General features: G+C 55.4%; 6 protein-coding genes. 3 read left to right on the forward strand and 3 right to left on the reverse strand.

From position 1 onward, the window contains the following. The first annotated feature begins 7 nt into the window (after positions 1-7). Entirely contained in the window at positions 8-3,127 is a 3,120-nt protein-coding gene (locus tag ACFQUU_RS25650) for an efflux RND transporter permease subunit (RefSeq protein ID WP_382250962.1), read from the forward strand. Positions 3,128-3,200: 73 nt separating this feature from the next. On the opposite strand, the gene ACFQUU_RS25655 is transcribed toward ACFQUU_RS25650, so the two are convergent. Both ACFQUU_RS25655 and ACFQUU_RS25660 read right to left on the reverse strand, forming a co-directional pair. Beyond that, entirely contained in the window at positions 3,201-3,341 is a 141-nt protein-coding gene (locus tag ACFQUU_RS25655) for a hypothetical protein (RefSeq protein ID WP_382250963.1), read from the reverse strand. 164 nt (positions 3,342-3,505) lie between these two features. Further along, entirely contained in the window at positions 3,506-4,045 is a 540-nt protein-coding gene (locus ACFQUU_RS25660; protein ID WP_382250964.1) for a DUF2939 domain-containing protein, read from the reverse strand. A 558-nt stretch (positions 4,046-4,603) separates the two neighbouring features. Here ACFQUU_RS25660 and ACFQUU_RS25665 point away from each other — a divergent pair. Together ACFQUU_RS25665 and ACFQUU_RS25670 are read left to right on the forward strand one after the other, a co-directional pair. Beyond that, a complete protein-coding gene (locus ACFQUU_RS25665; RefSeq protein ID WP_382250966.1) occupies positions 4,604-4,837 on the forward strand; it encodes a DUF3072 domain-containing protein in 234 nt (77 codons plus the stop codon). Between the two features lie 197 nt (positions 4,838-5,034). Continuing rightward, positions 5,035-5,463, forward strand: a complete 429-nt coding sequence (locus ACFQUU_RS25670; protein ID WP_382250968.1) for a hypothetical protein — start codon at positions 5,035-5,037, stop codon at positions 5,461-5,463. 332 nt (positions 5,464-5,795) lie between these two features. On the opposite strand, the gene ACFQUU_RS25675 is transcribed toward ACFQUU_RS25670, so the two are convergent. Further along, positions 5,796-6,581, reverse strand: a complete 786-nt coding sequence (locus tag ACFQUU_RS25675) for a hypothetical protein (RefSeq protein ID WP_382250969.1) — start codon at positions 6,579-6,581, stop codon at positions 5,796-5,798. Positions 6,582-7,498 lie beyond the last annotated feature (917 nt).

The raw sequence follows: 7,498 nt of genomic DNA on the forward strand, positions 1-7,498 counted from the left end.
TCGCAGCGTGAACTTTTCCGCCTTCTCCATCCGGAACCCTATTCCGGCCATCATGCTGTTCACGCTGCTGACGCTGGCCGGATTGCTGGCCTACCGCGTGAACGCAGTACAGGACTTTCCCGATATCGAACTGCCTATCGTGATGGTCAACGCTTCCCTGCCCGGTGCCGCACCGGCGCAATTGGAAACCGAAGTCGCCCGCAAGATCGAGGACTCGATCGCATCGGTACAGGGCGTCAAGAACATGTACACCAAGGTGCTCGACGGGCAGGTACAGATCAGCGTCGAGTTCATCCTGGAAAAGCAGATCGCCGAAGCGGTCAACGATGTGCGCGATGCGGTCGCCCGTGTACGCGCCGACTTGCCCAGCGAATTGCGCGATCCATCGGTCACCAAGAACCCGACCGCCGGGCGCGCGGTGCTGACCTTCATCGCCAGCGTCGCACCGGGCATCGAAAGCCACCTCGACCAGCAAGAACTGAGCTGGTTTGTCGACGATGCCGTGACCAAGCGCATCCTTGCCGTGCCAGGAGTTGGCGCCATCAAACGCATCGGCGGCGCAACACGGGAAATCCGCATTGAGCTTGATGCCGGCAGGATGACCGCGCTGGGGGTCTCCGCCATCGATGTGTCACGGCAGCTGAGGCTGGTGCAGCAGGAAGCCCCTGGCGGTCGCGGCGATGTCAGCGGCGCCGAGCAGGCGGTACGTACGATTGCTACCGTCAAGACAGCATCCGAACTCGCGGCCCTCGATATTCCCCTGCAGGATGGAAGACGTATCCGGCTGGATCAGATCGGCACGGTGAGCGATACCATCGCTGAACAAAGATCGGAAGCGACCCAGGATGGCCGTAAGGTTGTAGGTTTTGAAATTTTCCGTACCAAGGGCGCAAGCGAACTCGCAGTCGCCAAAGGTGCTCGCGCGGCCATTGAAGAACTGCAAAAGGCGCATCCCAATATCGCGCTCAAGGAAGTGATCGATAACGCCCAGCCGGTGGAAGAAAATTTCGACGGCTCCATGCATCTGCTCTACGAAGGCGCCTTGCTCGCGGTCCTGGTGGTATGGTGGTTCTTGCGCGACTGGCGCGCGACCCTGGTGGCCGCGGCGGCGCTGCCGCTGTCGGTGATTCCGACCTTTCTCGGCCTGTCTTACTTCGGCTATACCCTCAACACGGTCACCTTGCTCGCGCTGGCGCTGGTGGTGGGTGTCCTGGTGGATGATGCGATCGTCGAAATCGAAAACATCGCGCGCCATCTGCACATGGGAAAAACACCGATGCAGGCGGCGCTGGAAGCTGCGGATGAAATCGGCATGGCCGTGATCGCCACGACCTTTGCTCTCGTCGCGGTTTTCCTGCCGACCGCCTTCATGGGCGGGATACCCGGCCTGTTTTTCAAGCAGTTTGGCTGGACCGCCGTCATCGCCATCCTCGCGTCACTGGTCGTGGCGCGACTGCTCACTCCCATGATGGCAGCCTATTTGCTCAAGCCGGCGAAAGTGGAGGAACAGAAAGACGGCTGGATCATGCGGCGTTACATGGTTGTCATGCAGTGGTGTCTGCGCCATCGGCTGATAACGGCGGTCGGCTCCGCGGTATTTTTCGTGGGTTCGATTGCGCTGGTGCCGCTGCTGCCAACCGGCTTCGTACCTGCCGCCGACCGTAACCAGACACAGATCAATATCGAACTGCCCCCCGGCAGCACGCTGGCTGAAACCCGTGAAGTGTCAGAACGTGCCCGGCTTGCGGCCATGCAGGTGAATGGCATTGTTGGTGTATTCAGCTCTATCGGCGGCGGGTCCAGTGGTGATGCGTTCGCACCCGGTGCGGCGGCAGAAGCGCGCCGTGCGGTGCTCACGCTGACCACGGTGCATCGTACCGAGCGCGAGGAATCGATGTCGGCGCTCGAACAACAATTGCGCCAGCGGCTCGCCGACATACCGGGAGCCCGCTTCAATGTCGGCCCCCCGGATACCGGCGTCAAGATGCAACTGGTATTGCGCAGCGAAGACCCGATCGCCTTGCAGGAGTCCGCACAAAAGGTTGAACGTGAGTTGCGTACGCTAAAAGGTATCGGCAATGTCAGTTCCAGCGCATCGCTGGTGCGGCCGGAAATCATCGTGCGCCCCGATTTTGCCCGAGCCGCCGATCTTGGCGTGACAGCATCCAGCATCGGCGAAACTGTCCGTGTCGCCACGGCGGGAGACTACGATGTCAGCCTGCCGAAGCTCAACCTGTCGGAGCGCCAGGTACCCATCCGTGTCAAGCTGCCCGATGACGTGCGTGCCGACCTGGAATCTATAGCGCGTCTTAACGTGCCCGGCAAACGCGGACCGGTCATGCTCGGCAATGTCGCAAGCGTCACCATTGAGAGCGGACCGGCGCAGATCGACCGCCTTAACCGCAGTCGTAACGTCACGCTCGATGTCGAACTGGGTAATCGTTCGCTGGGAGAATTGAATGCCGAAGCACGCGCCCTGCCATCGATGCGGAACCTGCCGCCTTCGGTACGCATCGCGGAACTCGGCGACGCCCAGGAGATGCAGGCGCTGTTTGCGAGCTTCGGCACCGCGATGCTGATCGGTGTTCTGTGCATCTATGGCGTGCTGGTGTTGCTCTTCAAGGACTTCATGCAGCCAGTGACCATTCTGGCGGCCTTACCTCTTTCTATCGGCGGCGCCTTCGTCGCGCTGCTGGTAACCGGCAAGGCCTTGTCAATGCCGTCGATGATCGGTTTGATCATGCTGATGGGTATCGTGACCAAGAATTCCATCCTGCTGGTGGACTACGCGATCCTGGCGCGCTATGCGGGCATGAATCGATTCGACGCGCTGGTTGACGCCTGCCACAAACGCAGCCGCCCTATCGTAATGACGACGATCGCCATGGGAGCGGGCATGATGCCACTGGCGTTGGGATGGGGAGCGGACCCGAGCTTCCGTTCGCCAATGGCGACAGCGGTGATCGGGGGACTGATTACGTCAACGCTGTTGAGCCTGTTGGTGGTGCCGGCGGTCTTTACTTATATCGACGATCTCGAGCATTTACTGCGCCGCCTGCTACGCCGACGCAAGCCTGGCAATCAGCTTGTGACGACACCGGAACCCGAGCGCAGCGAAATACATTGATGGCGATGTGAAGCCTTGAAGTTCTGAGACTTCACACGCTTTGCAACGCGATGCATCGTTGCATGTCAGGAGCTTAGCGCTTGGCGCAGATTGACCGAGTCGCGTCTTCTTCGCAACGCTTGTCAATGATCGCACGCACCGCAATGGTCCCGACGATGCCGGCGATCAGCAGCGCGATCATGGTTTGAATGATTGTCCAGCCTTGTTGCTTCATGGTTTCCCTCTGTGGCTTTGTGTGCCTGTATTTGCCGGTATGGCGTAAGTGCTCGCCCAAACAGCAGTTCGACATTGTATCGGACGTGGACACATGCCATGTCTATAGGAGCCGCATGCAGATTCAGCAACACCAGGAACTGGTGCAAGAGACGCGCAACCAAATTATTTCGTCGCAGTCTCCAATTCCACTGCGGCCAGTTTCCAGCTCCACCATCCCTGGCGCTGCAGCACAAAATACCCGCTGGCTTCCGGCAATCCTTCAGCGCGAAACAGCACGTTGTCCCAACCACGATAGGATAATTTCATGTCGGGAAGCACCGAAATATTCGGTACCTGGGTCACAGTGCTCGCAACCACCGCTTGCGTTACACCAGGCTTGCCAGCGCCTAGCATCTCGATAATACCGGCAGGTGTCAGCATCACATCAATCAAGGGCCCCGCCAGGCCGCTGACGATTGCGCGGGTTAGTGGCTCCAATGGATTGCCGCTATCCTGGTCGGCCCTGTCGTCGCCGCCTTTCCCTGTCATCTGCTGTTTGAAGCTGTTACGCAGTGAAGTGAAATCGACATACGATGAAAATGCCTTGTAATCCCGGCTTTCAACCGCGCTGCGCATCCGATATAACGTCCAGTGCGGGCTGAAATAACTCGCCATAGCGAGCAGGCTGACCAGCGCGACGGCGACAATAACAACTTTTTTCATGATGCTTTCCTGTGAGGGATACGCAGACCAGCACATCGCTGGTGTGGCAGAGCCCGCATAGTACATCGGAGGGCGACCGGCTTGTCGGATTCGGTTGGAGACTTTGTTCGCGTTACTCGACGTGGGCCGAACGCGGCATCCACTCGGAGGCGTACTCCCTCCCTACCGCATAGCGTGCACCTTTTCCGTAGCACAGATAGGAAACGCGCCTTAGTGGATTCCAACGCGCCTGGTGTCGCGCTCATCGGGCGTCTACAGAGACAACGCCCTTACATCATGGGCCAGAATGCTTGTCGTTATGCAATAGCATGATCGTCAATCAGCTATACGTTCGGTGGAATACCACTGCGCCGAAGAACAATGCTGCGTCGTAAATATTTAATGTTGGAAAGCGTCGCTTTTCTAAACAGCTGGCTTTATACCCTGGCATTTTGTCCTTTCAGGCGGGAACAAGCTGTATAAACATACAGTCTTTTCTATACAAGCTATTGCCTGTATCGCTACATTGGTGAAACGGCATTCTGTTCCCGCACTGCAGATTTTTAGATGGAGAGATAGATGGATAAGCAAACCCAGAACGAAGCCCAAAAGAGCAATATGGTCAAGGATCCGCAAAACTGGACAACTGGAGATGAGCCCATGACCGGAGCCCAAAAATCCTATCTGACTACACTGGCGGAAGAAGCGAATGAGCAGATAGACGATGATTTGACCAAAGCAGAAGCGTCAAAGAAAATTGACGAATTGCAACACAAAACTGGTCGCGGCTTATCTGATGCGGACAAGAAGTAATGCGTCATGAGGTTTGCTACACCAGGCCTCTGCGATAAGGTGCACCTGTGTGATCTGTGTGATTAGAACGGGCAGCCCGGCAAACTGGCTGCCCGTTTTATTGGGTTCGCCTAACGTCGACACAAAAGGCAGAGACAGTAATTTGATGGTTCTCAAGATTTCTGTCTGGCATTCCCGTCACGCCGAAACGCGCGCGTATGATTCGAGGAAATCTGTTTTTTTCACTTGCCATGACAATCGCGACCTACCAACCGATCCCCCAGCTCTGGGTTGAACCCGTGGGTGATCTCATCCTTGGGCGTATCAGGGGCGTACCGACGCAACAGGTACTGCGCCAATGCCAGGAACAGATTCTCCAGCTCGTCGAAGACCTCGGCCATGGGCGCGTCTTGCTCGACGCCCTCGAGATGGAGCCACCTTCCGTGGATGTTGTGCTGTCACAGCGCGCACTGGACGAACGGCTGGAGCGAGTTCCATTCCGACGTGCGATCGTAGTACCAAACGCAAAGCTTGCCTATCTTGCGCGGTTGGCGTTTGGTGAGGGCGACTATCGCGTTTTCTACAATGATATGACTGGCGCCATCATGTGGCTGCATGAAGCGGATGCAAACGCCTCTGGCTCTTGAGGTATTACTGCAATCCCGATCCGGAAAGTGCGACTGTTAAACCTTCATCGGCAGAATATTTAACTAATCTGATAGAGCCCGCCAATACTACATCTGGGATCCTTGTTTGCATAATATGGCCCCATTTCTCAAAACAAAGTCGCCCGACCTTCGGCAGAGTCTATGAGCTCCGCACTATTGAATTCTCTATTACATATATGGGAGCCGTGAAAAACCCAGTTCGCGGCTGGCTATAAATTCCCATTATGGGAAAAGAAAGGCCGACGCTAGACCGGCTTAGATTAGAAATCTTCCTGAAGAGGACTCCGCGAGCTTCTGCTGGCTACACGTGCTTACTTAAAACACTGTGGGTAAAGGTTCAATGGTTGGTCGACACTTTGTCCTGCTGGTCTCGTGTACGGGGTTGGCGGTAAGACGTAAGTCATAGAAATTGGTGCTGAGAACTCAGTTCCACCAAGGCCGTCTTGTGTCAGATCATTCAACGACCCGCGTACACTCACCGTAATGGTGGTTGACTGCCCTTGGGCTACCGGAATCGTGTGATAGTCACGATTATAAAAATCGTACGTGACCATCGGCGAGATGACTGCGATCTCATCATATTTAAAAGCCGTTGGCCCTTCCGATCCTGCCGTGTTGTACTGATAGCCGTAGACTTCGATAGCGACCGATCGAGGTATGTATCCCTGCTCGATCGCTTGCGAGATCAAGACCGGATCCGTTTCAGGTGCCTCTCCCACAACTCTTACGCAGAAGTTGGTCACAGCGGGGGTAGCGGATTCTGGTGGAGGTGGGTACGGTATTGCCTGCTCCAGCTTATCGAGAAGCATCTCTTTCTGTGTAGTCGAGAGATTTCTGAGGGAAGGAATGGAATTGATGAGAGCGAGACGTTGAGCTTCTGTCAGCGAAGAAAGCTTGTTGGTAATCTGCTGCTTCAAATGTGAAGGTAGACGATCCCACACTTTGATCATGTCGAGATGATCCCGATCTTTCTGCTTCGCCGCTTCAATGTCGGCTTTAGAAGGCTTCCCCCAGGGGTTGTTAAGCATCTGAGCGGTAGCAGCTGTAGAGAACGTCGCCGCAAGAAGCGAAGGAAGTAGTATCTGTTTGGCTTTCATGATGTCTCCATTAGTGAGCCGAGCTAATGTCTGGCTGAGAACTCTTGCTGCTTATCCGGCAATTTGTTCTTTGCAGCGCTCGTAGCTCGTATATAAACCTTTGCTATTTCAGCGCGCTGAAGTGCCTTGGCTTATGCGAATGCTCTGTGCTGACGCGTTAGGCGTCTATGAATCCTAGAGTTTGATATGGCTCAGGCTATTGAGGTCACTCAAGCCGAGGCACCAATTGTAAAAATTAACTTTATACCAACAGGAACCCATGCCAATGGAGCGGGAGAGTGGGAAGCCCTCTACAGTGAGAGGGCTTGAGATCTGGTGCCGGAATCTTTACGCACCGCCAGCTCCGGTGCAAACAGCTTGTTCTCTTGAGGTGAACCTCACTCGGAAAAGCCAGAGTGACGCCATAGTAGTGAGTAAAAGTTACGGGAAAATGACGGTAAAGGAAGAAAGAAAAACCGACGCAAGACTAGCAGGTTAGCCCTTGCTACTTGGAAAAGAATGTCTATGCTGGAAATCCGCAGGTATGCGGCATAAAAATAATCAGCCAGGAGACTCCCATGTCAGTTCACTTGGAGCAGTGTACGAATGACCGTTGCGCCCACCTTTTCGAAGTAGACCAGTTCAGTAAAGCATTTGGCAGCGGCTTGGCGGTCGGAATGATTGAATGTCCCCACTGTGGGAACTGGAAGAGCGGGGACCCTGGCTTGGTATATGTGACACGCAAGCTGGCAAGGGAACTGGAGAGCTGGCCTGAAGCGGAGGCCTAATAGCTAACAGACTTCACTCTGTAGGTAGGGTAGGAAGGGTCTGTTGCCAGAACCCCTCCCCCCTAAGAACCGTGCGTGCGACTTTCACCGCACACGGCTCAAGCACAATATAAGTTCCTATGCAGGAACCGGTTTCGTAACTTTTATGTC

Origin of the sequence: Herbaspirillum sp. GCM10030257, assembly GCF_042666555.1 — a bacterium.
Classification (GTDB): Bacteria; Pseudomonadota; Gammaproteobacteria; order Burkholderiales; family Burkholderiaceae_D; genus Noviherbaspirillum.